Source organism: Ruegeria sp. BB9 (assembly GCF_056539345.1).
The window spans coordinates 827,281-851,051 of sequence record NZ_JBQFUU010000001.1 but is presented as its reverse complement, the minus strand read 5'-3'; the positions used below and the strand labels follow the sequence as shown (position 1 = coordinate 851,051).

Annotated in this window: 22 protein-coding genes and 1 tRNA gene; 16 read left to right on the top strand and 7 right to left on the bottom strand. The window is 61.3% G+C overall.

Annotated elements, in window-relative coordinates:
- The 4 genes from gpt (at window position 1) to trpE (ending at window position 5,172) form a co-directional block, all read left to right on the top strand.
- Complete coding sequence (gene gpt / locus ACR0FC_RS04255) at window positions 1–510, top strand: xanthine phosphoribosyltransferase (RefSeq protein WP_170338452.1); 510 nt, start codon at window positions 1–3, stop codon at window positions 508–510.
- Window positions 511–550: 40 nt separating this feature from the next.
- Window positions 551–1,726 carry an aminotransferase gene (locus tag ACR0FC_RS04250; protein WP_170338451.1) on the top strand — a complete coding sequence of 392 codons (1,176 nt, stop codon included), beginning with the start codon at window positions 551–553 and terminating at the stop codon, window positions 1,724–1,726.
- Between the two features lie 81 nt (window positions 1,727–1,807).
- The gene (locus ACR0FC_RS04245) at window positions 1,808–3,649 is read left to right on the top strand and encodes a peptidyl-prolyl cis-trans isomerase (RefSeq protein ID WP_170338449.1); all 1,842 of its coding nucleotides are present in this window, start codon (window positions 1,808–1,810) and stop codon (window positions 3,647–3,649) included.
- Window positions 3,650–3,660: 11 nt separating this feature from the next.
- The gene (trpE, locus tag ACR0FC_RS04240; protein WP_170338448.1) at window positions 3,661–5,172 is read left to right on the top strand and encodes an anthranilate synthase component I; all 1,512 of its coding nucleotides are present in this window, start codon (window positions 3,661–3,663) and stop codon (window positions 5,170–5,172) included.
- A gap of 45 nt (window positions 5,173–5,217) precedes the next feature.
- Here trpE and ACR0FC_RS04235 read toward each other — a convergent pair whose 3' ends face one another.
- Window positions 5,218–6,681, bottom strand: coding sequence for a divergent polysaccharide deacetylase family protein (locus ACR0FC_RS04235; RefSeq protein ID WP_170338447.1), 1,464 nt, complete (start codon window positions 6,679–6,681; stop codon window positions 5,218–5,220).
- A gap of 196 nt (window positions 6,682–6,877) precedes the next feature.
- On the opposite strand from ACR0FC_RS04235, the gene ACR0FC_RS04230 reads away from it, so the two are divergent.
- From ACR0FC_RS04230 to lexA, 6 genes are all read left to right on the top strand, one after another.
- Window positions 6,878–7,459, top strand: coding sequence for an anthranilate synthase component II (locus ACR0FC_RS04230; RefSeq protein ID WP_170338446.1), 582 nt, complete (start codon window positions 6,878–6,880; stop codon window positions 7,457–7,459).
- Complete coding sequence (gene trpD / locus ACR0FC_RS04225; RefSeq protein ID WP_170338445.1) at window positions 7,456–8,475, top strand: anthranilate phosphoribosyltransferase; 1,020 nt, start codon at window positions 7,456–7,458, stop codon at window positions 8,473–8,475. The genes ACR0FC_RS04230 and trpD overlap by 4 nt, the downstream gene beginning before the upstream one ends.
- Window positions 8,472–9,284: an indole-3-glycerol phosphate synthase TrpC gene (gene trpC / locus ACR0FC_RS04220; RefSeq protein ID WP_170338444.1), complete on the top strand. Its 813-nt coding sequence runs from the start codon at window positions 8,472–8,474 to the stop codon at window positions 9,282–9,284. Before trpD ends, trpC begins: the two co-directional genes overlap by 4 nt.
- Window positions 9,284–9,757: a cyclic pyranopterin monophosphate synthase MoaC gene (moaC, locus tag ACR0FC_RS04215; RefSeq protein WP_170338443.1), complete on the top strand. Its 474-nt coding sequence runs from the start codon at window positions 9,284–9,286 to the stop codon at window positions 9,755–9,757. The genes trpC and moaC overlap by 1 nt, the downstream gene beginning before the upstream one ends.
- The gene (locus ACR0FC_RS04210; RefSeq protein ID WP_170338442.1) at window positions 9,754–10,926 is read left to right on the top strand and encodes a molybdopterin molybdotransferase MoeA; all 1,173 of its coding nucleotides are present in this window, start codon (window positions 9,754–9,756) and stop codon (window positions 10,924–10,926) included. Before moaC ends, ACR0FC_RS04210 begins: the two co-directional genes overlap by 4 nt.
- A gap of 80 nt (window positions 10,927–11,006) precedes the next feature.
- On the top strand, window positions 11,007–11,705 hold the full coding sequence (lexA, locus tag ACR0FC_RS04205) for a transcriptional repressor LexA (RefSeq protein ID WP_093962183.1): 699 nt from the start codon (window positions 11,007–11,009) through the stop codon (window positions 11,703–11,705).
- Here lexA and ACR0FC_RS04200 read toward each other — a convergent pair.
- Window positions 11,689–13,731, bottom strand: coding sequence for a ComEC/Rec2 family competence protein (locus ACR0FC_RS04200; protein WP_170338441.1), 2,043 nt, complete (start codon window positions 13,729–13,731; stop codon window positions 11,689–11,691). The two genes, lexA and ACR0FC_RS04200, sit on opposite strands and share 17 nt — an antisense overlap.
- A 78-nt stretch (window positions 13,732–13,809) precedes the next feature.
- Here ACR0FC_RS04200 and gltX point away from each other — a divergent pair, with 78 nt between their 5' ends.
- On the top strand, window positions 13,810–15,216 hold the full coding sequence (gene gltX, locus ACR0FC_RS04195; protein ID WP_170338440.1) for a glutamate--tRNA ligase: 1,407 nt from the start codon (window positions 13,810–13,812) through the stop codon (window positions 15,214–15,216).
- 114 nt (window positions 15,217–15,330) lie between these two features.
- On the top strand, window positions 15,331–16,626 hold the full coding sequence (gene gltA / locus ACR0FC_RS04190; RefSeq protein ID WP_170338439.1) for a citrate synthase: 1,296 nt from the start codon (window positions 15,331–15,333) through the stop codon (window positions 16,624–16,626).
- A 38-nt stretch (window positions 16,627–16,664) separates the two neighbouring features.
- Here the strand turns inward: gltA and ACR0FC_RS04185 are convergent, their stop codons facing one another.
- Window positions 16,665–17,735 (bottom strand): PA0069 family radical SAM protein, encoded by a 1,071-nt coding sequence (locus tag ACR0FC_RS04185; protein WP_170338438.1) that lies wholly within the window; start codon window positions 17,733–17,735, stop codon window positions 16,665–16,667.
- A 277-nt stretch (window positions 17,736–18,012) separates the two neighbouring features.
- Here ACR0FC_RS04185 and ACR0FC_RS04180 point away from each other — a divergent pair, with 277 nt between their 5' ends.
- Window positions 18,013–18,711, top strand: coding sequence for a corrinoid protein (locus ACR0FC_RS04180; RefSeq protein WP_093962188.1), 699 nt, complete (start codon window positions 18,013–18,015; stop codon window positions 18,709–18,711).
- 175 nt (window positions 18,712–18,886) lie between these two features.
- Window positions 18,887–19,558 carry a DUF1638 domain-containing protein gene (locus ACR0FC_RS04175; protein ID WP_170338437.1) on the top strand — a complete coding sequence of 224 codons (672 nt, stop codon included), beginning with the start codon at window positions 18,887–18,889 and terminating at the stop codon, window positions 19,556–19,558.
- Between the two features lie 25 nt (window positions 19,559–19,583).
- Here ACR0FC_RS04175 and ACR0FC_RS04170 read toward each other — a convergent pair whose 3' ends face one another.
- The gene (locus ACR0FC_RS04170; RefSeq protein WP_170338435.1) at window positions 19,584–19,994 is read right to left on the bottom strand and encodes a SufE family protein; all 411 of its coding nucleotides are present in this window, start codon (window positions 19,992–19,994) and stop codon (window positions 19,584–19,586) included.
- 137 nt (window positions 19,995–20,131) lie between these two features.
- On the opposite strand from ACR0FC_RS04170, the gene ACR0FC_RS04165 reads away from it, so the two are divergent.
- Window positions 20,132–20,656, top strand: a complete 525-nt coding sequence (locus tag ACR0FC_RS04165; RefSeq protein WP_170338433.1) for a hypothetical protein — start codon at window positions 20,132–20,134, stop codon at window positions 20,654–20,656.
- A gap of 8 nt (window positions 20,657–20,664) precedes the next feature.
- Here ACR0FC_RS04165 and rnd read toward each other — a convergent pair whose 3' ends face one another.
- The 3 genes from rnd to purM all read right to left on the bottom strand — a co-directional run bounded on the left by rnd (window position 20,665) and on the right by purM (window position 23,575).
- Window positions 20,665–21,822, bottom strand: a complete 1,158-nt coding sequence (rnd, locus tag ACR0FC_RS04160; protein WP_093962192.1) for a ribonuclease D — start codon at window positions 21,820–21,822, stop codon at window positions 20,665–20,667.
- A 113-nt stretch (window positions 21,823–21,935) separates the two neighbouring features.
- Window positions 21,936–22,532, bottom strand: a complete 597-nt coding sequence (gene purN / locus ACR0FC_RS04155; protein ID WP_170338432.1) for a phosphoribosylglycinamide formyltransferase — start codon at window positions 22,530–22,532, stop codon at window positions 21,936–21,938.
- A complete protein-coding gene (purM, locus tag ACR0FC_RS04150) occupies window positions 22,529–23,575 on the bottom strand; it encodes a phosphoribosylformylglycinamidine cyclo-ligase (RefSeq protein ID WP_170338430.1) in 1,047 nt (348 codons plus the stop codon). Before purM ends, purN begins: the two co-directional genes overlap by 4 nt.
- Window positions 23,576–23,681: 106 nt before the next feature.
- On the opposite strand from purM, the gene ACR0FC_RS04145 reads away from it, so the two are divergent.
- Window positions 23,682–23,758 (top strand) — tRNA-Ile (locus ACR0FC_RS04145).
- Window positions 23,759–23,771: the final 13 nt, after the last annotated feature.

Sequence of the window (23,771 nt, the reverse complement as noted above, 5' to 3'; positions counted from 1 at the left end):
ATGAGCGCAAAGGACCGCCTGCCCCACGAAAAAGGCTTTCATATCAGCTGGGACCAGATTCACCGCGACTCGCGCGCGCTGGCCTGGCGGCTGGACGGTCAGGGCCCCGATGACGGTGCTTGGCGCGCCGTCGTCGCGATCACGCGCGGCGGCATGGCACCGGCGATGATCGTCAGCCGAGAGCTGGACATCCGCACCGTCGATACCATCAGCGTCAAATCCTATCACCATCAGGAACGTGGCGAGGCAGAGGTGCTCAAGGCCCCCGATGCCGATCTGATGGGGGATGGTGAGGGCGTGCTGATCATCGATGATCTGGTCGACAGCGGCAAGACGCTGGAACTGGTGCGCAAGATGTACCCCAAGGCCCATTTCGCCACGGTCTATGCCAAGCCCAAGGGCCGCCCGATGGTCGATACCTTCATCACCGAGGTCAGCCAAGACACCTGGATCTTCTTCCCTTGGGATATGGCCCTGCAATATGTCGAGCCCTATCGCGGCACCGACTGATCCCACTTAACCACCACAAATCAGCAAGACCGGACACCCGATGACATTGACCCGCACCGCCGCCACCTTCGCCCCTCCGGTGATGGAGGCGCGGCGTTGGCTCGAAGGGGTCACGTTCTCGGATGACCGCCCGCTGATCAACGTCAGCCAGGCGGCGCCGGTCGATCCGCCGCCTCTGGCGCTGCGGCAGGCGATGGCCGATTTCGCGATCAATCAGGACGCCGCACATCTCTACGGCCCGGTATTGGGCAACCCCGATCTGCGCGCGGAGCTCGCGCGTGAGATCGGCGATCACTACGCTGCCGAGGTTCGGCCGGAGCAGACAGCCATCACCTCGGGCTGCAATCAGGCCTTTGCCTCGGTCATCTCGGCGATCACGGATCAGGGGGATGAGGTCATCCTGCCAACGCCTTGGTATTTCAACCATAAAATGTGGTTGGACATGGCCGGTGTCAAAACGGTTGATCTGCCGACCGGGTCGGACCTGCTGCCCGATCCGGAACAGGCGCGCGCGCTGATCACCAAGCGCACGCGCGCGATCGCGTTGGTCACACCCAACAACCCGGGTGGCGTCGAATACCCGGCGGATCTGGTCCGTGCCTTCTATGACCTGGCGCAACAGCATGGCCTGCGCCTGCTGGTCGATGAAACCTATCGTGATTTCGACAGCCGCAGCGGCCCGCCACACGCGCTGTTCCAGCAGCCCAACTGGGACCGGACGCTGGTGCATCTCTATTCCTTCTCGAAGGCCTACCGCCTGACCGGCCACCGCGTGGGCGCGATCGCCACAGGTGCGCCGCTGCTGTCCGAGGTCGAGAAATTCCTCGACACCGTCGCCATCTGCCCCGGCCAGATGGGCCAGTTCGCGGCGCTGTGGGGGATGCGGAACCTGTCGCAGTGGCTGGCGGGCGAACGCGCCGAGATTCTCGATCGCCGCGCCGCAATCACGCAGAACATGCCCCGCCTGACCGACAAGGGCTGGCGGCTGCTGGGTCTGGGGGCCTACTTCGCCTATCTCGAACATCCGTTCGACATGCCGTCGGACGAACTGGCGCGCAGATTGGTCTCCCAGGCCGGTATTCTGCTGTTGCCGGGTACGATGTTCATGCCCGATCACGACCCCGCCGGGAAACGCCAGGTGCGCATTGCTTTTGCCAATCTAGACCGTGCCGGAATCGGGCTATTGTTCGACCGCTTGCAGGCTCTGTCCTTCTGAGCTTGCCCCCCGGCATCCCGCGTCGTATTCAGGGCCGCAACAGTCACGGCAGAACCCTGCCGCAAGATCCAAGAGGGCACTATGGCCGCAGGCATTAATAAACTCTCCAAAACCTTCGTTTGGATTCTCATGGGCATGCTGATGCTGGGTCTTGCCGGTTTTGGCGCCGTCAACCTCAGCGGAACGGTACGCACTGTCGCCCAGGTCGGGGATGAGGACGTTTCGGTCGATGCCTATGTCCGCGAGCTGCAGCGGGAAATCCGCGCGGTCGAGGCGCAGACCGGTCAACCGATGCAGATGTCACAAGCCCGCGAGCTGGGGCTGGATCAGCGGGCCTTGGCGCGTCTGGTTTCGCTGGCAGCCCTGAACAACGAGGTCGCACAGCTGGGTGTTTCGATCGGTGATGCCAACCTGCAGAAGGAAATCGTCGGCATTCAGGCCTTTCAGGGCCCTGACGGATCTTTTGACCGCGAAGCCTACCGGTTCCAGCTGGAACAGATCGGCATGACCGAAACCGAGTTCGAGGAAGACCTGCGAAAGGAAACAGCACGGACAATTGTCCAAGGCGCGATGATGGACGGTGTTGAAATGCCCGCAATCATGACCAAAGCCTTGGCCGACTATGTTCTCGCTCGCCGCAGCTTTACCGTCGCAACTCTGTCGCCGGACGCTCTGACGACCCCGATCCCCGAGCCGACAGACGCCGAGATTCAAGCGTATTACGGCGCGAATACCGATCGGTTCACTCTGCCGCGCACCAAAAAGATCACCTACGCCGTTCTGTCGCCGGAGATGCTGCAGGATACGGTCGAAATCGACGAAGACGCGCTCAAGCGTCTGTATGAGCAGCGCAAGGACCAGTATCAGCAACCCGAACGTCGTCTGGTTGAGCGGCTGGTCTACCCCTCGGAAGAAGAGGCGACTGCGGCGATGGCGCAGCTGGAAGTCGGCGGGGCGGATTTTGAGCAGCTGGTACGCGAACGCGAACTTGAACTGAGCAGCGTCGATCTGGGTGATGTGACCCGCGAAGATCTGGGCGAGGCCGCGGATGCTGTTTTTGCCGCGGAGATTGATCAGGTCGTGGGTCCCCTGCCCTCGGTCTTTGGTCCGGCCCTGTTCCGGGTCAACGGATCGCTGGCCGAACAGAACGTGAGCTTTGAGGACGCCGAACCGGAACTGCGCGCAGAGCTGGCCGGCGAACGCGCCCGGCGCCTGATCGAAAGCCAGGCCGAAGATATCAACGACATGCTGGCCGGCGGCGCCACGCTGGAAGAGTTGGCCAACGAAACCGAAATGGAGCTTGGCAAGATTGACTGGACCCGCCAAAGCGACGACGGCATCGCCGCGTATGACGGCTTCCGCCAGGCCGCTCAGGCCGTCCGCGAAGATGATTTCCCGGAAATCGGATTCCTCGAGGATGGTTCGATCTTTGCCCTGCGGCTGGATGAGGTTCTGCCGCCGCGCCCCGAGCCGCTGGAGTCCGCTCGCGACCGCGTCGCCGCCGCATGGGTACAGGAACAGACGGCCAAGGCGCTTGAGGAACAGGCCAACGGCATCGTGACTCAATTGGCCGTCGACGGTGATTTCACGGCGACCGGTCTGCCATTCCGTGTCGAAAACGCGCTGACCCGTACCGCGTTTCTGGATAACGTACCGGCCGACTTCATGACCCAGATCTTTGAGATGGAGCCCAATGAGCTGCGCGTGATCGCGGGACCGGATGCGGCATTCATCGTTCGGCTGGACGAGGTTCTTCCGCCTGCGGAAACCGACGAACAGCGCCTGATGCAGGAAGCCGCTGCCGCTCAGCTGAACCAGGCACTGGCCCAAAACATCTTCGACATCTATGTGCGCGACGCTCAGACACGCGCGCGGCCGACCCTGGACCAGCGCGCGCTGAACGCGGTTCAGGCCAACTTCTGACCGGAACGAAAATGGCTCTGACACCCGATTTCGACAGCTTTGCCCGCGCCTACGAGGCCGGACAGAACCAAGTCGTTTATACCCGTCTGGCCGCGGATCTGGACACACCGGTTTCGCTGATGCTCAAGCTGACGGGCGCCCAGAAGGACGCCTTCGTCCTTGAATCGGTGACCGGAGGCGAAGTTCGCGGGCGGTATTCGATCATCGGGATGAAGCCGGATCTGATCTGGCGCTGTCGGGGCGAAACCTCGGAATTGAACCGTTCGGCGCGGTTTGATGCGGATGCGTTCGACGCGCAAGATGGCAACCCGATGGACAACCTGCGCGCGCTGCTCGCCGAAAGCGGCATCGACCTGCCCGATGACCTGCCCCAGGCTGCGGCCGGCCTGTTCGGTTATTTGGGATACGACATGGTGCGCCTTGTCGAATACCTGCCGGATGTTAACCCCGATCCTTTGGGCCTGCCGGATGCGATACTGCTGCGCCCGTCGGTGGTTGCGGTCTTGGACGGTGTGAAAGGCGAAGTCACCATTGTGTCTCCGGCCTGGGCCAGCGACGGGCAGTCAGCTAAGGCCGCCTACGCACAAGCGGCCGAGCGTGTGATGGACGCGGTGCGCGACCTGGAACGCGCAATGCCCTCGGAATCGCGGGATTTGGGCGAAGCGCACGAGATCGCGCCGCCGGTATCCAACTTCACCAAATCGGGCTACATGGAAGCCGTGGAAAAGGCCAAGGAGTACATCCAGGCTGGTGACATCTTCCAGGTGGTTCCGGCACAACGCTGGACGCAGGATTTCCCGCTGCCGCCCTTTGCACTGTATCGTTCCTTGCGCCGCACGAATCCGTCGCCGTTCATGTTCTATTTCAACTTCGGTGGCTTTCAGGTGATCGGCGCCAGCCCCGAGATACTTGTGCGCGTGTTCGGCAACGAAGTGACCATCCGGCCGATCGCCGGAACACGTCCCCGTGGTGCGACCCCCGAAGAGGACAAGGCGAACGAGCTGGATTTGCTGGCCGACAAAAAGGAACTGGCCGAGCACCTCATGCTGCTGGACCTGGGCCGCAACGACACAGGTCGCGTGTCCAAAATCGGCACCGTCCGCCCGACCGAGGAATTCATCATCGAGCGCTACAGCCACGTGATGCACATCGTGTCGAACGTTGTGGGCGAGTTGGCCGACGACAAGGATGCCCTGGACGCCTTCTTTGCCGGGATGCCGGCGGGCACGGTGTCAGGCGCACCTAAGGTCCGGGCGATGCAGATCATCGACGAGTTGGAACCCGAAAAGCGCGGTGTCTACGGTGGCGGTGTCGGCTATTTCAGCGCCGGTGGCGACATGGACATGTGCATTGCGCTGCGTACGGCCATCGTGAAGGACCAGAAACTATATATCCAGGCCGGCGGTGGTGTCGTCTATGACAGCGACCCCGAGGCCGAATATATGGAAACCGTGCACAAATCGAATGCGATCAGGCGGGCCGCCGCGGATGCGGCGCGGTTCACCGGATCCGGGAATTCATAAAAAAGGCGGCTAACCTGGCCGCCTTTTCTTCTTTTTCTACACTGATTACTGGATCTGGCTTTTCATCACCGCCGAGATCGGGGCCAGGGCAACTCGGTTGCCGCGATCCTCAAGCCCCCAGAGCAACAACGCCGAAATTGTCTCGGGCCGCAATCGGCCCAGCATCACAACCGCGCCTTCCTGCCCGGCACGAAAAGCGGCCTGGTCCAGAAACCGGCGCATGACCGTTGGATCCTGACGCGCACCGTCGATGTCGCGGAACACCACACTGGATGGAATACCGGCCCGCGCGGCCAGCTTTTGAACGGTATTCAGCCCGTTGTCCTGCACGACCAGCCCACGGCCCGTTCCTGCCGCGATGGCAGCCACCTGATCGGCCAACTTTCGGTTGCCTTGTATCCCGGTGTTCACGCCCTCAAGCAGGCCAACGGTTTCAGGCAAGGTTTCAAGCCAGACCGCCAGCGAAACTTCGGCATCCTGCGCGCTGGCCGCCTTTGGCAGGTCGGTCAAGGCCAGAACCTCGAACCCAGCCTCGCGATAGCGCTTCATCTTCTCCGCCGCTTGCGGATCCGAAGGGCTGACCGCAAAGCTCAGTGGATACGGAAAATCCTTCAGCGCCTCGGCCCCGAACGCACCTTCGTCATCGATCAGGATGATCGACATCAGCGGTTTGGCATCCGGGTTGTCAAAGGCAGCCGCATAAGCATCGATCGGCTTGCCGGGCATGCCCTCACCCTCTGCCGGCTGATCGGCCGGGGCATCATCGCGTTCGGTCAGCGGGATCACGCGTTTGCCGGCAATCGAGGATGAGGCCGTTGCCTGTTCGCCGCCGATCTGGGGCAAGGCCGCGATCCGGGCCCGTTTGCGAGGCTGCGTGTCTTCGTCCCCCTCGACCGCGATCGGGCTGTCGCCGGTTCCGGTCGGTTGATCCGGCTCAGGCGTCGATGGCAGCGCGGCTGTTTCCGGCTCGGGGGTCGCTTCGGGTTCCGCATTTGCCGTGGTCTCTGGTTCGGCGGTCTCGGGCTCGACGGCCGTGACCTCTTGCGCCGGTGGCTGCGGTGCGGTCGGCGGCGTCGCGTCCACAGTGACAGGCTGGACCTCTTCGTCCGGGCTGGACGGAACCGGTCCGGGCGCCGGGGGCGCGGCTGGCGCGTCGGTCGTCACATCGACCGACGCGGCGTCTCCCGCACCCGGGTCGTTCAAGCCTGCCACGGTGTCACCGACCTGCGGACGATCATCCGGCTCGGCCTGAATGCCATCCAGTCCAGTGGCCCCATCCGACGTATCGTCCAGCGCCTCGAGCGCTCGTGGTGCGATTTCGACAAGATCGGAATCCGGACCAGCGCCCTGTACTTCCGTATCCGCCTTGGGCAGATCGGCTTCCGCCGCGGCTGGCGCCGCTGTCTGAATATCCGGTTTGCTGCCAAGTGGCGTGTTCAGGGAAAGCACTGCGCCCAGAACCAACACAACGACCGCGCCGGCGATCATTCCACCGATAAATCCGCCCATCTGTTCTTGCCTCTCGTCTTTCATCCTGCCTCGGCAGCCCGTGCACCGTCTCTGCGGCACTCACCCGTCCGGTCGTCTTGTAGAGGTTGTCCCCTTGACGCTGCCGCACAAGCCTGAGCATGTATGTCCCAACACTATACCGTGGCGCGGGGCTGTATCGCCAGTCCGAATTGCCCAAACACAAGACAAGTGCCAAATGCTGCTGCTGATCGACAACTACGACTCGTTTACCTACAACCTTGTCCACTATTTGGGCGAATTGGGCGCGGAAATGGTCGTGCGCCGCAATGATGCGCTGGATGTGCAGGAAGCAATGGCCATGAACCCTGCCGGCATCTTGCTGAGCCCCGGCCCTTGTGATCCGGACCAGGCCGGGATCTGCCTCGCGCTGACCGAGGCAGCTGCGGAAACGCGCACGCCTTTGATGGGTGTATGTCTGGGTCACCAGACCATTGGTCAGACCTTCGGCGGCAAGGTTGTGCGGTGCCACGAAATCGTGCACGGCAAAATGGGAACCATGCATCACACTGGCAATGGCCTGTTCGCCGGCCTGCCGTCACCGTTTGAGGCGACCCGCTACCACTCACTGGTCGTCGATCGGGATACCCTGCCCGATTGCCTCGAAATCACGGCAGAGTTGGAAGACGGCACCATCATGGGCCTGCAACACAAGGAGCTGCCGATCCATGGTGTTCAATTCCACCCGGAATCGATCGCCTCGGAACACGGCCACGCTCTGCTGAAGAATTTCCTGAACGAAATGAAAGTCCCCGCATGAGTGACGCGCTGAAACCGTTGATCGGAGCTGCGGCCGATCGCGCCCTGACCCGTGCCGAAGCCGAACAGGCCTTTGAGATCCTGTTTGAGGGTCGCGCGACGCCCAGCCAGATCGGCGGTCTGTTGATGGCTATGAGGACGCGCGGCGAAACGGTCGAGGAGTATGCCGCCGCCGCCGCCGTGATGCGAGCGAAATGCAACGCGGTCAAAGCACCAGCGGGCGCGATTGACATCGTGGGGACCGGCGGCGACGGGAAAGGCACACTCAATATCTCGACCGCAACGGCCTTTGTCGTTGCTGGCGCGGGCGTGACCGTGGCCAAGCACGGCAACCGGAATCTCAGCTCGAAATCCGGGGCCGCCGATGCATTGGGACAGATGGGAATCAATGTGATGGTCGGGCCGCAAGTCGTTGAAAATGCTTTGCAGACCGTCGGCATTGGTTTCATGATGGCCCCCATGCATCACCCGGCCATCGCCCATGTCATGCCCACCCGGCAAGAGCTTGGCACCCGAACCATCTTCAACATCCTTGGCCCCCTGACCAACCCCGCCGGCGTCAAGCGGCAGCTGACCGGAGCCTTCAGCCGTGACCTGATCCGACCGATGGCCGAGACCCTTGGCCTGCTTGGGGCCGAGCACGCCTGGCTGGTACATGGCTCGGACGGGACCGACGAGTTGACGATTACTGGCATCAGCTGGGTTGCGTCGCTTGAGGACGGACGGGTGAAAGAGGTTGAACTGCATCCCGAAGATGCGGGCCTGCCGGTTCATCCATTTGAAGATATTCTGGGCGGCACACCCGAGGAAAACGCCGTCGCGTTCCGCGCGTTACTGGATGGCGGGCCGTCGGCCTATCGGGATGCGGTCCTGCTGAACGCGGCTGCGGCCCTTGTGGTCGCCGAAGCTGCACCAGACCTGAAAGAAGGCGTCGAAATGGCCGCCGAAAGCATCGACAGCGGCAAGGCAAAAGACAAGATTGCTGCTTTGGCACAACTCACACAGGAAGCCGCATGACCGAAACCGTTCTGGATAAGATCAAGGCCTACAAGCTGGAAGAAGTCGCCGCCGACAAAGCCCAAGTTCCCCTGGACGAGGTTGAGCAACAAGCCCGCGAAGCGTCTGAGACGCGCGGCTTTGTGGAGGCACTGCGCACGGCCAGTCGCCGCGGGTATGGTCTGATCGCCGAAATCAAGAAAGCAAGCCCGTCCAAAGGGTTGATCCGTGAGGATTTCGATCCGCCCGCGCTGGCAAAGGCCTACGAAGAAGGCGGCGCCGCCTGCCTTTCGGTTTTGACCGACACACCAAGCTTTCAGGGTGCCAAGGAATTCCTGACCGCGGCCCGGGCTGCATGCTCGCTTCCGGCATTACGCAAGGACTTCATGTATGATCCCTATCAAGTGGTCGAAGCGCGCGCACTGGGCGCCGACTGTATCCTGATCATCATGGCATCGGTGGACGACCAGCAAGCCGCCGAACTGGAACAGACCGCGTTTGACTGGGACATGGATGTCCTGATCGAGGTACATGACGAGGCCGAGCTTGAGCGCGCGGCCGATCTAAAAAGCCCCCTCATCGGGATAAACAACCGCAATCTCAAGACGTTCGAAACTTCGCTTGATACCACTCGACGCTTGTCCAAGCTGGTTCCCGCTGACCGCATGATCGTGTGCGAAAGCGGGCTGAACACTCCGGAAGACCTAGCGGATATCGCCCGCTATGGTGCCCGGTGTTTCCTGATCGGAGAAAGCCTCATGCGGCAGCAGGACGTCGCCGCCGCAACCCGTCACATCCTGTCGAACCCGCTGGTGCCGGGGGTCATGTGATGCCCCTGACGCATTTTGACAGCGACGGCCAGGCCCATATGGTCGATGTATCGGACAAGGACACGACAAACCGGGTCGCCGTTGCCGCGGGCCACGTGAAAATGGCGCACCAAACCTTTGAAATCATTTCCGAAGGCCGCGCGAAGAAGGGCGATGTTCTCGGGGTTGCCCGGTTGGCCGGAATAATGGGGGCAAAGAAAACACCGGACCTGATTCCGCTGTGCCATCCCTTGCCTGTCACCAAAGTGTCGGTCGACCTGACATTGGACCCTGACCTGCCCGGCGTGCAGATCGAAGCGACGGTCAAGACCACCGGACAGACTGGCGTCGAGATGGAGGCCCTGACAGCCGTGTCTACCGCAGCGCTGACCGTCTATGACATGGCCAAGGCCGTTGACAAGGGGATGGAAATCGGCGGCATCCATGTTCTGCTGAAAGATGGCGGAAAATCCGGTCGTTACGAGGCGAAATGATAACGGTTGAAGAAGCCCGACAGCTGCTGTTCGGCCTGGTAGCCACCATGCCCGAAGAGAAGATTGCGCTGGCTGACGCGGCCGGCCGAGTGCTGATGCGGGATGTCAAAGCCGAGCGGGACCAACCCCCGTTTGCCGCCTCTTCAATGGATGGATATGCGCTGAAGTCGGCCGAGGTTGAACGTCACGCGATGTTCAAGGTCATCGGTGAGGCCGCCGCTGGCCAGCGTTTCACGGGTACGCTGGGCCCGGGTCAGGCGGTTCGGATCTTCACCGGGGCTCCGGTCCCCGAGGGGGCAGATTTCGTCGTCATCCAGGAAGATACCGACCGGCGCGGCGATCTGTTGACGATCACGGAAGAACCCGGCCAAAAAACCAACATCCGACCGGCAGGCGTGGATTTTACCATCGGCGATACGGTTAGTGCACCGCGAGTTCTCTCGCCCGAAGATCTTGCATTGCTGGCGGCGATGAATGTTCCAACCGTCTCAGTGGCCAGCAAACCTCAGATCGCGCTGATCGCTACGGGAAACGAGCTGGTCATGCCGGGCGAAACTCCGGGACCTGACCAGATCATTGCCTCAAACTCGTTTGGCATCAAAGCGTTGCTCGAGAAAGCTGGCGCAAATGTTCGCATGTTGCCAGTGGCACAGGACACCCTGTCATCGCTGGAAACCGCGTTTGGCTTGGCCGAAGGCTCCGATCTGGTCGTGACAATTGGCGGAGCGTCGGTGGGTGACTACGACCTTGTGGCCGAAGCATCGCATCGGCTGGGGCTCAAGCAATCCTTCTACAAGGTCCTGATGCGCCCCGGCAAGCCGCTGATGGCCGGGCGGCTGGGTGATGCGACGATGATCGGGTTGCCCGGCAACCCGGTCAGCGCGATGGTTTGCGGATATCTCTTCCTGGTCCCCTTGGTCAAAAAGATGCTGGGCATCCAGACTGTTGACCCGATTCTCCATCAGGCCATCTTGTCGGATGCCCTTCCACCAAACGGCCCGCGCGAGCATTACATGCGCGCTCGATTGGAAAGCAATGGGATACGCGCATTCGAGGATCAGGACAGTTCGCTGCTCAGCGTTCTGGCGCGGTCGAACGCCTTGCTGATGCGCCCTCCAAACGATCCCGCGCGGGCTGCGGGGGAAACGGTGTCCTACCTGGCCATCTAGGTTCAGTCGGCAAATCCATTGACACAAAACGTGAACATGCGTAGAACAAAAGAAAACGTATGGGCAACGAGGTGTGAGCGATGCTGACCAAGAAGCAATTGGATTTGCTGGAATTCATCCACAAACGCGTTCAGGCGGACGGTGTTCCACCCAGCTTTGACGAAATGAAAACGGCGTTGGACCTGAGATCCAAATCCGGCATCCATCGGTTGATCACCGCGCTGGAAGAGCGTGGGTTCATTCGGCGTCTCGCCCACAGGGCGCGCGCGATCGAGATCGTGAAACTGCCCGAAAGTCTGGGGGGCGAGCCGACCGCCGGCTTCACGCCCCGCGTGATCGAAGGTGACAAGCCCAGCGTGCCCCGCCCCGCCAATGTCGAGCCTGTGTCGGTGGACGCTCTCGAACTTCCGGTGATGGGCAGAATTGCCGCCGGTGTTCCGATCGAGGCGATCAGCCACGTTTCCCATCATGTTGCGGTACCGGGCACGATGGTATCGGGCCGTGGCGAACACTATGCCCTTGAGGTGCGCGGAGATTCCATGATCGACGCCGGTATCAATGACGGGGACGTAGTCGTGATCCGCGAAACATCTTCGGCAGACAATGGCGACATTGTCGTGGCCTTGGTCGAAGACCAGGAAGCAACCCTCAAAAGGTTCTTCCGGCGCGGCCAGGCGATCGCGCTCGAGGCTGCCAACCCCGCCTACGAAACGCGGGTATTGCCCGAGGACAAGGTCAAGGTCCAAGGGCGTCTGGTCGGACTTATTCGGACTTACTGAAGCCGTCGGGCCGAGCCGGTGACCAAAGGCGCGGCCCCGTCGCATCAGCGCTGCTGAACAGCTTTCCTTGGCGGATCGCAAGGCTTCCGGTCTTTCGCAGTCGATCTGGATCAAAAACGGCGCAGTCACCAGTCAGCTTGATCGGCACAGCAGAGACCACGAGTTCGCCCGGGTGGCAAACGGTGACCTGCTGGGCCGCGCGCTTGCCCGTGATGTGGACCAGCTGGAATTTCTCGAAAGGGTATCGCTGAACAAGATCTGGGGCCGATGGCCACCGGCCTGCAGCCTCCGGCTGGGTTGCTCCGTCTCCATCGTTTTCAAGCCAGACCGAAGCGACGAACCCAGCGCCCTTTTCCTTGCTCAACGCGCGGCCCCGCTCGGTCATCACCCCAACCAAACCACCTGAATCGGCGATCAGCACCTCGGGTCGCTGGCCTTGTCCCCAGAATACGGCGGCAAACGCCATCGGAAAAACTCCGACCCAGCGGCTGCGTCCCTGCCACAAAACGACCCACAGCGCACCCAAGGAAAACAGCGGCAGGACAAAACCGGGCGAGCTGGCAACAAAGCTCCGCGCACCATCCAGGCCGGACACCCAGTCCGAAACGGCCAGGATCCACGCCAGCCCGAAACCCATCACATGGATCGCCACGGCCTCGATCCCGAAAGGCGCGAGGATCGCTGCCAGAACTGCCGAGGGAACCACGACGGATCCCATAACCGGCACGGACAGGGTGTTGGCCAGCAAGCCGTAGTGCGAAACCATGTTGAAATGCGCCGCACCAATTGGGGCGGTCGCCAAACCAGCGACCGCCGAGGAGCACAGAAGCCCACCCACCGGGCGCAACCACTTGGGCGCTCTTGGAACCTCGACGTCGCGAAGGGCACCGAAAACCGCGACCAGTGCTGTCGTGGCGGCAAAGGACATCTGAAAACCGGGGCTGAGCAATGATTCAGGGCGAAGAAACAGCACCAACAGCGCGGAAACCGCGACGGCCCGCAAGGATATGGCACGCCGATCGATCAAAACTGCCCCAAACAGAACCGATACCATCACGAAGGCGCGCTCGGTCGCGACATTGCCCCCAGAAAGCAACAGATAGAGCGTTGCAGCGATCAGCGCGCAGACCGCGGCAACCTTGCGAACCGGCCACCGCAACGCCAAGGCGGGCAAGGCCGCAAGCAGTACCCGGCAAGTCACAAAGACGAACCCCGTCAACAACCCCATATGCAGGCCGGAGATTGCAAGCAGATGGGCAAGGTTCGACGCACGCAAATTGTCCAAAGCGGCGGCGCTGATGCCGCTGCGATCCCCGGTCGAAACAGCTGCGGCAAAGCCGCCGACATCACCTGGCAGCACTTCTCTCACTCTGTCGGAAATGGCCATGCGCACGGCAGCGATACGCACCCCGGCCTCAAAGCGGGACGGAGCGGCGGTGACCACTGGCGTGCGCGCGTATCCGACCGCGCCCAAGCGCTGAAACCAGGCGTGTCTGCGAAAATCAAAGCCGCCGGGTTCGACGGGACCTTGCGGCGGTGACAGATGGGCCGTCGTCATAACGCGTTGCCCTGGCACAATCGGTACATGGTCGCCATGCAACGAAAGTCGGATGCGCCGCGGGGCTTGGTCCGACGGCACGTCCCCGATCCGTACCTGGTCCAGCGTAACCCGCAGCGCATCCGAAGCAGAGCGATCCAACGCCACGACCCTCCCCTCAACCGGGCCGTAATAGCGCCATTTCAAAACCGGCTCTGCAACCATGTGAGCGCGAGCACCCGCCAGGATGAACCCAACGGCGACCAGCGCCCCCCCTATTGCCAACGGAGCCCAGGCAGACGACATCCGGCGGCTGGCCCAAATGGCAAGCAGGACCAACCCGGACAGGCCGGAATAAATCCGCGCATCCGGCTCGAACCGGATTGCGAAATACAGGCCTATGCCGATGGCCAGACAAACCGGAGACCAAGGCAAAAGGTGCCCTCGCTGGTTTAGCAACGCACCTTCGACCCACGCCACAACACGCATGGTTGCCCCCGTCCTTGAGGCTCGTTAGACAGGCTCAACTCTACGCTCAACGCGGTTACCAAAAGGTTAATCACTACAATGTCCGATCAGGTCGTCACCCGATTTGCACCCTCGCCCACCGGCTATCTGCACATTGGCGGAGCCCGTACTGCGCTGTTCAATTGGCTTTACGCCCGCGGTCGTGGCGGAAAGTTCCTGCTGCGGATCGAAGACACGGACCGCGAACGGTCAACGCCCGAAGCGACCGAGGCAATCCTCAAGGGCATGAGCTGGCTCGGGCTCGACCACGACGGAGATGTCATCAGCCAGTTCGAGGGCGCAGCTCGTCACGCCGAAGTCGCCCACCAGCTGCTGGCAGAAGGCAAAGCATACAAGTGCTTTGCAACCCAGGAAGAGATCGCGGCCTTTCGTGAACAGGCCCGGGCCGAAGGCAAGTCGACCTTGTTCTGCAGCCCGTGGCGCGACGCCGATCCCAGCACCCACCCCGATCGCCCCTTCGTTGTGCGGATCAAGGCTCCGCAGGACGGCACAACCGTCATCCGCGACAAGGTCCAGGGTGACGTGACCATCCGAAACGATCAGCTGGACGACATGGTCCTCCTGCGTTCGGACGGCACACCGGTCTATATGCTGGCGGTGGTCGTTGATGACCACGACATGGGTGTGACGCATGTCATTCGCGGCGACGACCACCTGAACAACGCGGCGCGGCAGATGATGATCTATGAAGCCATGGGCTGGAAGGTTCCGGTTTGGGCGCACATCCCGCTGATCCACGGCCCTGACGGCAAGAAACTCAGCAAGCGGCACGGCGCGTTGGGCGCGCAGGAGTATCAGGCCATGGGCTATCCTGCCGCCGGTATGCGAAACTACCTGGCGCGCCTGGGCTGGAGCCACGGGGACGACGAGTTTTTTACAGATGAACAGGCCAAGGAATGGTTCGACCTGGACGGAATTGGGAAAAGCCCGGCGCGGTTCGATCTGAAAAAGCTCGAGAACTTGTGCGGACAGCACATCGCCATATCCGATGATGCTGCATTGCGGCAAGAAATCGAAGAATATCTGGACGCCGCTGGCCTGCCTGCGCTGACAGAAACACAATCGGGTGATTTGGAACGTGCGATGTATTGCCTCAAGGATCGGGCGCGTACATTTCCGGAACTCCTTGAAAAGGCGAATTTTGCACTGACTTCGCGACCGATCGAGCGCGATGAGAAGGCAGAAAAGGCGCTGAGTTCTGTATCCGACGGTATACTGGATCAATTGACGCCGCAGCTGCAAAATGCTAGCTGGACCCGGAACGAACTGGAGGAGACCCTCAATTCGTTTGCCGAGGCAAACGGGTTGAAGTTCGGCAAGCTGGCTGGCACCCTCAGGGCTGCGTTGGCGGGTCGGGCCGTCACACCTTCGGTTTTTGACATGATGCTCGTGCTGGGTCGGGATGAGACCATTGCACGGATTTCTGATGCAGCGGCACAGTCCTGACTTCACATTCGGGTAACGCTGCTCCGCTACGACCTGACTCGCGCAGACTTGCGCGATCACCGCCCGTTTTGTCGGTCAGCGAGCCGGCATTCGTATGATTGAGGAAGGGAAAACATGACCGAGAGCAACAAGACAGCGACTCTGACCGTCCACGGAAAAACCTATGAGTTGCCGGTTCATTCGCCAACGGCCGGACCCGACGTAGTCGACATCCGCAAGCTCTACGGTCAGGCCGGCGTGTTCACCTACGACCCGGGCTTCACTTCGACCGCAAGCTGCGACAGCACCATCACCTATATCGACGGTGAAAAGGGCGAATTGCTGCACCGTGGCTATCCGATCGACCAACTGGCCGAGAAATCGCACTTCCTCGAAGTGTGCTTCCTGCTTCTGTACGGGTACCTGCCCAAGGCCGACGAACTGGAAGAGTTCGAAACGACCATCACCCGCCACACGATGATCCACGAGCAGATGCACTATTTCTTCCGTGGCTTCCGCCGCGACGCGCATCCGATGGCTACGATGGTGGGCGTGGTCGGAGCCATGTCGGCTTTCTATCACGACTCGACTGACGTGGGCGACGAGCGCCAGCGCGAAATCGCGACGCACCGCCTGATCGCCAAAATGCCGACAATTGCGGCGATGGCATACAAATACTCGATCGGTCAGCCGTTCATCTACCCGCGCAATGACTTGGACTACGCGTCGAACTTCCTGTACATGTGCTTCGCCGTTCCGGCCGAGGACTACGTCGTCAACCCGATCCTCAGCCGCGCCATGGACCGGATTTTCACCCTGCACGCCGATCACGAACAGAACGCCTCGACTTCGACCGTGCGTCTGGCTTCGTCGTCGGGCGCGAACCCGTTCGCCTGCATCGCGGCCGGTATCGCCTGCCTCTGGGGCCCGGCGCACGGCGGCGCCAACCAGGCCTGCCTCGAGATGCTGGAAGAGATCGGCAGCGTCGACCGCATCCCCGAGTTCATCGAACGCGCCAAGGACAAGAACGATCCGTTCCGCCTGATGGGCTTTGGTCACCGCGTGTACAAGAACTTTGACCCGCGCGCCAAAGTGATGAAGCAGTCGGCCGATGAGGTTCTGGACTTGCTGGGCATCGAGAACAACCCGAAACTGCAGGTCGCCAAGGCGCTTGAGAAACAGGCACTGGAAGATCCGTATTTCGTCGACAAGAAGCTGTTCCCGAACGTCGATTTCTACTCGGGCATCATTCTCGAGGCGATGGGTTTCCCGACCTCGATGTTCACCCCGATCTTCGCCCTGTCGCGCACCGTTGGCTGGGTCAGCCAGTGGAAAGAAATGATCGCCGATCCTCAGAACAAGATTGGCCGCCCGCGCCAGCTGTATCTGGGCGAAACTCTGCGCGACTACGTCGACATCGAAAACCGCTGAGACAGACAAAAGGCCCCGCCATCGAGCGGGGTCTTTTCTTATTGGAACAGTGACAATTGATCCCCGGCCCGCGCAGGCCGGGCAAAGAGGTCGCAACGCAGTTTGGGAGTTGTGGTCGCCAATCCAAATCGCGCAATCGCAGACTTGAACCGCTTGGCGACCATTTCGGCGTAGACCCCCTCGCCGCGCATCCGATGCCCCCACCGCGGGTCGTAGTCCCTGCCCCCGTGCATTTCGCGCAACCGCGCCATGACCTTTTCGGCGCGACCGGGCTCGTGCTCGGACAACCACTCCTGCCACAGTTGAGAGACTTCGCGGGGCAACCGTAGCATGATCCAACTGGCCGCATCCGCGCCTGCGTCGCGGCCCGCCTCCAACAGCGCTTCAAGCTCGTGATCGGTCAGTCCCGGAATGATCGGGGACGTCATGACGCGCACGGGAATCCCGGCCTCGGTCAACTTTCGGATCGTGCGCAGCCGACGTTTTGGTGCAGGGGCACGCGGTTCCATCCGCCGCGACAGGCCATCATCCAACGTGGTCAGCGAGATGCCGACCCTGACCAGCCCGAGGGCGGCCATCGAAGCGAGAATGTCGATATCCCGTTCGATCAAAGCACCCTTGGTCACGATCGCAACCGGGTGGTTGAAATCTCTCAGAACCTCCAGGCAGGCCCTTGTGATTGAACGTGTTTTTTCGATCGGCTGATACGGGTCCGTATTTGTACCCAGCGCAATCGGCGCCACCTTGTACCGCGCGGACGAAAGCTCGCGCGCAAGCACATCAGGCGCGTTCGGACGTGCGATCAGTCGCGTTTCGAAATCCAACCCGGCAGATAGACCGAGATATGCATGTGTGGGTCGGGCAAAGCAGTAGACGCAACCGTGTTCGCACCCGCGATACGGGTTGATCGACCGGTCAAATGGCAGATCGGGTGACTTGTTGTAGGTGATCAGAGACTTCGCGACCTCGTCCCGAACCGAGGTTCGCAAGGGAGGCAGAGGCTCGGGATCCTCCCAGCCGTCATCGACCGCTTCGTGCGCATACGCCTCGTACCGACCAGCATCGTTCGATACGGCACCTCGCCCGGAAATAGTGTGGCGCAACGGCATATTTGTTCCCTCTTTGTTCCCGTAATTCCTAGCATCTGCGGGTTTCCGCGGCAAGTCTGCCATCACAGTTGCCGGCCTTGTCTCAAGCACAGAACCCATGAATACCGCTCAGAAAGATCATGTGAAATTTGGCGTCGAGCGCGGCAAGATTTTCACCTATAGGTCGGTCTCGGAACCGCCGAGGTCGCAATCGTCACAGTCTAACTGCGGCGAAATGGCCAAAACGGGAAAAACAGCCACCAAGGGCGCAAGGCCCGCCAGCTCAGGGAAATGACCCATGTCCGATGAAGAAGACATCGTCCTGTCGGAACTCAACGACGACGAACTCGTCGAACAGATGTTTGATGACCTCTACGATGGTCTGAAGGAAGAGATCGAAGAAGGCGTGAACATCCTGCTGGAACGTGGATGGGCACCTTATGACATTCTGACCAAGGCGCTTGTCGGCGGCATGACTATCGTCGGCCAGGATTTCCGCGACGGCATCCTGTTCGTGCCCGAAGTTCTGCTGGCCGCCAACGCGATGAAGGGCGGCATGGCCATCCTCAAGCCTCTGCTGGCGGAAACCGGCGCTCCGCGCGTTGGCAAGATGGTGATCGGCACCGTCAAGGGCGACATCCACGACATCGGCAAGAACCTCGTCTCGATGATGATGGAAGGCGCCGGTTTCGAGGTTGTCGATATCGGCATCAACAATCCGGTCGAAAACTACCTGGAAGCGCTTGAAACCGAGCAGCCTGATATTCTGGGCATGTCGGCCCTGCTGACGACGACCATGCCGTACATGAAAGTGGTCATCGACACGTTGGTCGAACAGGGCAAGCGTGACGATTACATCGTGCTGGTAGGCGGCGCCCCGCTGAACGAAGAGTTCGGCAAGGCGATCGGCGCTGACGCCTATTGCCGGGACGCGGCGGTTGCGGTCGAAACCGCCAAGGAGTTCGTCTCGCGCAAGCACAACCAACTGGCGGGTTGATCCTGCACGCCTTGTTTTGTCAAAGCCGCCTGTCCGGGCGGCTTTTTCATTTCCGGGCCGTGGCATCACAACGAGATCGAAACTCAGGTGCCGAGTGTGTGATCCCAAAGGCCGCGAACTTGCATCCGGGGCTTTTTCGCAGTCATTTGACATTGGAACCTTGCGGAGGCGACACATGCCGCAGCATGACATACCTGACGACAAATGCCTGACGGAACAGGGGTTTGACGAAATGGATTCACAGCAAAGCATCCTATTGATCGCCTGCGGTGCGTTGGCGCGCGAGATTCTGGATCTGAAGACACGCAACGGCTGGGACCACCTTGCACTGACGTGCCTGCCTGCCATCCTGCATGTCTATCCCGAACGGATCACTCAGGCTGTCGAGGATGCCGTCGCCAAGCATCGCGACCAGTATGACCGGATTTTTGTCGTCTATGCCGATTGCGGGACCGGCGGACTGTTGGAGCAGGCGTGTAAACGGCTGGGTGTCGAAATGGTGCGGGGGCCGCACTGCTATTCCTTCTTCGAAGGAAACGAAAAATTCGCCGAACGCGGCGACGATGAGACTACGGCCTTCTACCTGACCGACTTTCTGGCCAGACAATTCGATGCGTTCGTCTGGAAGCCGCTGGGGCTGGATCGGCACCCGGAACTGCGCGACATGTATTTCGGAAATTACACCAAGCTGATCTACCAGGCGCAGACAGATGACCCCGAACTGACCCGTCGGGCACAGGAATGCGCGGAGCGGATGGGGCTGGAGTTCGAACGCCGTTTCACCGGATATGGCGATCTCCAGACCACGCTGACAGACTGGGCCGGCGCAGGCCCCAAATCTTCCTGATTGGCCCCCGAGTGGTGAAACTGTCTCAGGCGTTTTCGCGCGCTACGTCTCGGATTCGGTCGATCATCGCACGCACACCGTTCGACCGCTGGGCCGACAGATGTTCATTCAATTCCAATCGGGCAAGCTCGGCCGCGGCGTCGACCTTCTCCACTTCGGCAACGGGCAAACCGTTGTAAAGCGAGCGCAATACAGCAATCAGACCACGCACGATCAGCGCATCGCTGTCGCCGTCAAACCGAAAAACACCATCTTCGATCACCGGATGAAGCCAGACCTGACTAGCGCAGCCATGGACTTTGGTTGCCGGCACCTTCAAGGCGTCATCCAGCGGCTCCATCGCCTTGCCCTGCTCGATCACGTGGCGGTACCGGTCCTCCCAGTCCTCAAGGAACTCGAAATCCTCGACAATCTCCTCAAAGGCAGGCGTGGCCATGAACGTGGGTCCTCTGGTTGCGGTTCTGGTTCTGACCTAAGTCGCCCGATGTCCGGTGTCCACCCCTATGGGCGGCTTTTCAAACGACCCAAAGTAGGCTACCCAGTGCGAGTAATACCTTGCAAAGCTTTGGGTCCATGCAAAAAACTGTTTCCGTCCTTCTCGTCACCCTGTTGACCCTGTCCGCCTGCAGCAGCTGGCGCGACTCCCGGGCAAACCCGTCGAACTGGTTCGGGAACAGCACCCCTGCCCCGGTCGAGACATCGGCCAGCGACGCAGACGCGCTGGTACCGAAGCAAAGCTCGGGCCGGGGACTGTTCGCGCGCCCTGAACCTGAAGACACCAGCGTACCGATCACCACCATCACAGAGCTGCGGATCGAGCCGAACGCCTCGGGTGCCATCGTTGTTGCGCAAGGCACCGCCTTCCGCCAAGGCGCCTATGACGCAAAGCTCACCTTCGTCGAATCCGAGGAAAACCGGAAGAACGGCGTCATGGAGTTCGTTTTTCGCGTGAACTACCCGACCTATGCCACTGCGCAGGGGCCCGAACGTACGCGTGAAGTGACCGATGCAGTCAATGTCAGCCGTCAGGACCTTGAAGGCATTCGTCTGATCCGCGTGGTCGGTCAGCAGAACGCCCTGGAATCGCGTCGGCGCTGAAATCGATCTTACAGGGGGACGACCTGAACAGTTTGTCCCTTCGCTGCCAAGGCAATCTCGCCTCTGCAGAGTTTGAGCGCGTCCTCTCCAAAAACCTCGAACCGCCAGCCGGACATCGCAGCAACGTCACGGTCCCCAGCCGCGATCTGATCCAGCTCCGAGCTGGTCGCGATGAGCTTGGCCGCGACCCCTGCGGTTTCCGTCTTTGACTTCAGCAAAACTCGCAGCAGGTCAGCCAGCGCAGGGTTCACCTTGATCTTGTCCCGGCTGTTGTCCACTTTGGGAAGATCCTCTGGCGGGCAATTCACACCTGCCTGCACGGCGGCCAGAATCCCGTCGGCGATGGCACCTTTCCGCGCTTCGCGCAGCAGCAAACGCGAGCCGCCCAGATCAGCATGCGTGCGTGGTTTGGTCGACGCCAGTTCGACCAGCGCATCATCCTTGAATACACGGCTTCGCGGCACGTTGTTTTGTTGGGCATATTCCTCGCGGAACCGGGCAAGCTCCCGCACCACCGCAAGGAACTTGGCCGAGTTGGTCCGGGTCTTGACCCGCCGCCATGCCTCTTCGGGGCGGATGTCATAGGTTGCGGGATCGGTCAGAACGCGCAACTCCTCCGCTACCCAATGGCTGCGTTTGGACTTTTCCAGCTCGGCGGCCAGATGTTCATAGATTTTGCGCAGATGCGTCACATCCGCCAGCGCATAGGTCTGCTGCGCCTCACTCAGCGGGCGCCGCGACCAATCGGTAAACCGCGAGGTCTTGTCCAGACCCTGTTTGCAGATCTTGCGAACCAGCGTTTCATAGCCAACCTGTTCGCCGAAACCGCAAACCATCGCAGCGACCTGCGTATCGAAAAGCGGTTTGGGGAAAATGCCGGCTTCTACCCAGAAAATCTCAAGGTCCTGGCGGGCGGCATGGAACACTTTGACGACGTTTTCGTTTTGGAACAATTCGTAAAGCGGCTCCAGCGACAACCCGTCTGCCAGCGGATCGACCAATACCGCGCTGTCCTCGTCTTCAGAGGGCACAGCCAACTGCACCAGACATAGCTTGGAGTAGTAGGTCCGCTCGCGCAGGAATTCGGTGTCGACGGTCACATAGGGGTGTTGGGCGGCAGCCTTGCAGAAGTCAGCCAACTCTCGCGTGGTTTTGAGGGTCTTCATGCGCTTGCTATTCTTGCTCTTGCTCTGGTCATTGCCCGTTGGTTTCTTCTGCCCCGAGCGCTTGGCCAGACCATAGGCCGAATTGGCCGCTCATGTAAATCTCTGGCGCAAGATCAGGGGAGTAACACCGGTGCGCGATCGCCACGGGCAAAGCGCTCCAGAACCGCCGGATACAGCTTGTGTTCCCAGGCCAGCACCTTCCGAGCAAGCGAATCCGGGGTGTCGCCGGGTTCGACCAGAACCCGCGCCTGACCCAGGATCGGACCGTCATCCAGCGCCGCGGTGACCTCGTGGACGGTGCAGCCGTGTTCGGCATCCCCGGCGGCGATGGCGCGGGCGTGGGTGTTGAGCCCTTTGTACTTGGGCAGCAGCGAGGGGTGGATATTCAGCATCCGCCCCTGAAACCGGGACACGAAATCGCCAGTCAGCACGCGCATGAACCCCGCCAGGCAGATGATGTCGGGCTTGGCTTCCAGCAGCGGCTTGCACAACTCGGCCTCAAATGCGGCGCGGTCGCCGCCGAACGGCCGGTGATCGACCACGGCCGTGGCAATCCCGCGATCCGCAGCCTTGGCCAGTCCGCCAGCATCTGCATTGTTCGACAGAACCAAACAAGGCCGCGCCGGGTGGTCGCCTGTCATGCTGTCGACCAGCGACACCATGTTCGACCCGCCCCCGGAAATCAGGATGGCGACGCGCTTGTGGCTCACAGCAGCTTGCCTGCGTAGCTGACGCCCGCCCCTTCGGTGACCGATCCGATGCGCGCGACGCTCTCGCCGGCATCCGTCAGCAGGGCGGCCAGGTCATCTGCGCGGTCGGCGGCACAGACGACGATCATGCCGATCCCGCAGTTGAAGGTCTTGAGCATTTCCGCCTCGGCGATGCCCCCGGTTTCCGCCATCCACCTGAACACCGGCGGCAGGTCCCAGGCATTCAGGTCGATTTGCGTACCCAGATCGTCGGGCAGCACGCGCGGCAGGTTCTCGGTCAGCCCGCCGCCGGTGATATGCGCCAGCGCATGCACACCACCGGCCCGGATCGCGGCCAAGGCGGGTTTGACATAGAGCCGCGTGGGCGTCAGCAGCGCCTCTCCCAAAGGCCCGTCGCAGAAGGGCGAGTCCGCGTCCCATCCCAAGCCCGAGATCTGAACCAGCTTACGCACCAGCGAATAGCCGTTGGAATGCACCCCGTCCGAGGCCAGCCCCAGCAGAACATTCCCGGCCTGCACACCGGCAGGCAGATCGCTGCCGCGCTCCATCGCGCCGACGGCAAAGCCGGCCAAGTCAAAATCGCCATCGGGGTACATCCCCGGCATTTCGGCGGTCTCACCCCCGATCAAGGCACATCCCGAGCGGACGCAGCCCTCGGCGATGCCTTCGATGATCCGCGCGGCAGTGTCAGTGTCCAGCTTGCCTGTTGCGAAGTAATCCAGGAAGAACAGCGGCTCGGCCCCCTGACAGATCAGGTCGTTCACGCACATGGCCACCAGGTCGATGCCCACACCATCGACCACGCCCGTGTCGATCGCGATCCGCAGCTTGGTGCCCACGCCATCGGTTGCCCCCACCAGGATCGGGTCGGAATACCCTGCCCCCTTCAGGTCAAACAGCGCGCCGAACCCGCCAAGGCCGCTCATGACGCCGGGGCGGTTCGTCCGCTTGGCGGCGGGCTTGATCCGGTCAACCAGGGCATTGCCCGCATCGATGTCCACACCCGCATCTGCATAGGTGATGCCGTTCTTGCCCGCTGTCATGGCCGTTCCCTCATGAATGCTTTCAGCGCGGGTTAGTCGATTGTGCGCCGCGTTGCAACGGTCAGGCTTGACGCGGCTGTTCTGCGTGGTACCCAAGCGCTCAGGCGGGCCTGTAGCTCAATTGGTTAGAGCAGAGCGCTCATAACGCTTTGGTTGGGGGTTCGAGTCCCTCCGGGCCTACCATATTCGGCCGAAA

Excerpts from the sequence above, each read along its gene's own strand:
- gpt (WP_170338452.1), top strand. The coding sequence starts at position 1 with ATGAGCGCAAAGGACCGCCTGCCCCACGAAAAAGGCTTTCATATCAGC.
- ACR0FC_RS04250 (WP_170338451.1), top strand. The coding sequence starts at position 551 with ATGACATTGACCCGCACCGCCGCCACCTTCGCCCCTCCGGTGATGGAG.
- ACR0FC_RS04245 (WP_170338449.1), top strand. The coding sequence starts at position 1,808 with ATGGCCGCAGGCATTAATAAACTCTCCAAAACCTTCGTTTGGATTCTC.
- trpE (WP_170338448.1), top strand. The coding sequence starts at position 3,661 with ATGGCTCTGACACCCGATTTCGACAGCTTTGCCCGCGCCTACGAGGCC.
- ACR0FC_RS04235 (WP_170338447.1), bottom strand. The coding sequence starts at position 6,681 with ATGGGCGGATTTATCGGTGGAATGATCGCCGGCGCGGTCGTTGTGTTG.
- ACR0FC_RS04230 (WP_170338446.1), top strand. The coding sequence starts at position 6,878 with ATGCTGCTGCTGATCGACAACTACGACTCGTTTACCTACAACCTTGTC.
- trpD (WP_170338445.1), top strand. The coding sequence starts at position 7,456 with ATGAGTGACGCGCTGAAACCGTTGATCGGAGCTGCGGCCGATCGCGCC.
- trpC (WP_170338444.1), top strand. The coding sequence starts at position 8,472 with ATGACCGAAACCGTTCTGGATAAGATCAAGGCCTACAAGCTGGAAGAA.
- moaC (WP_170338443.1), top strand. The coding sequence starts at position 9,284 with ATGCCCCTGACGCATTTTGACAGCGACGGCCAGGCCCATATGGTCGAT.
- ACR0FC_RS04210 (WP_170338442.1), top strand. The coding sequence starts at position 9,754 with ATGATAACGGTTGAAGAAGCCCGACAGCTGCTGTTCGGCCTGGTAGCC.
- lexA (WP_093962183.1), top strand. The coding sequence starts at position 11,007 with ATGCTGACCAAGAAGCAATTGGATTTGCTGGAATTCATCCACAAACGC.
- ACR0FC_RS04200 (WP_170338441.1), bottom strand. The coding sequence starts at position 13,731 with ATGCGTGTTGTGGCGTGGGTCGAAGGTGCGTTGCTAAACCAGCGAGGG.
- gltX (WP_170338440.1), top strand. The coding sequence starts at position 13,810 with ATGTCCGATCAGGTCGTCACCCGATTTGCACCCTCGCCCACCGGCTAT.
- gltA (WP_170338439.1), top strand. The coding sequence starts at position 15,331 with ATGACCGAGAGCAACAAGACAGCGACTCTGACCGTCCACGGAAAAACC.
- ACR0FC_RS04185 (WP_170338438.1), bottom strand. The coding sequence starts at position 17,735 with ATGCCGTTGCGCCACACTATTTCCGGGCGAGGTGCCGTATCGAACGAT.
- ACR0FC_RS04180 (WP_093962188.1), top strand. The coding sequence starts at position 18,013 with ATGTCCGATGAAGAAGACATCGTCCTGTCGGAACTCAACGACGACGAA.
- ACR0FC_RS04175 (WP_170338437.1), top strand. The coding sequence starts at position 18,887 with ATGCCGCAGCATGACATACCTGACGACAAATGCCTGACGGAACAGGGG.
- ACR0FC_RS04170 (WP_170338435.1), bottom strand. The coding sequence starts at position 19,994 with ATGGCCACGCCTGCCTTTGAGGAGATTGTCGAGGATTTCGAGTTCCTT.
- ACR0FC_RS04165 (WP_170338433.1), top strand. The coding sequence starts at position 20,132 with ATGCAAAAAACTGTTTCCGTCCTTCTCGTCACCCTGTTGACCCTGTCC.
- rnd (WP_093962192.1), bottom strand. The coding sequence starts at position 21,822 with ATGAAGACCCTCAAAACCACGCGAGAGTTGGCTGACTTCTGCAAGGCT.
- purM (WP_170338430.1), bottom strand. The coding sequence starts at position 23,575 with ATGACAGCGGGCAAGAACGGCATCACCTATGCAGATGCGGGTGTGGAC.